This is a genomic window from Halorubrum sp. SS7 (genome assembly GCF_005435055.1).
Taxonomy (GTDB): Archaea; Halobacteriota; Halobacteria; order Halobacteriales; family Haloferacaceae; genus Halorubrum; species Halorubrum salinarum.
Map to the genome: position 1 here is coordinate 1 of NZ_SGXV01000639.1, position 233 is coordinate 233.

Consider the following 233-nt stretch of genomic DNA (forward strand, 5'->3'; position numbering starts at 1 on the left):
GCGTTGTCGGCGGAGACGAAGCTACCAGTATCGTCCTTAACGCCGAACTGAGTAGCCGTGAGGTTGTCGGTATCGTCAGTCGCGTTGAACACGAGGTTCTCCTGTCCGTTTGGACCGACCGCCTCAATTGTCGTTTCGCTCAGATCGATCTGGTCGGACCCGGCTGCGCCGGCCACACTGATCCGGATCTCGTTGAGCGTTCCGTTAGATGCGTTGCCGACGATTCCGACCTC

1 pseudogene is annotated in these 233 nt (G+C 58.8%); it reads right to left on the reverse strand.

The features are described from left to right. Positions 1–233: pseudogene (locus tag EXE44_RS19445) on the reverse strand (flagellin); the annotation flags it as partial.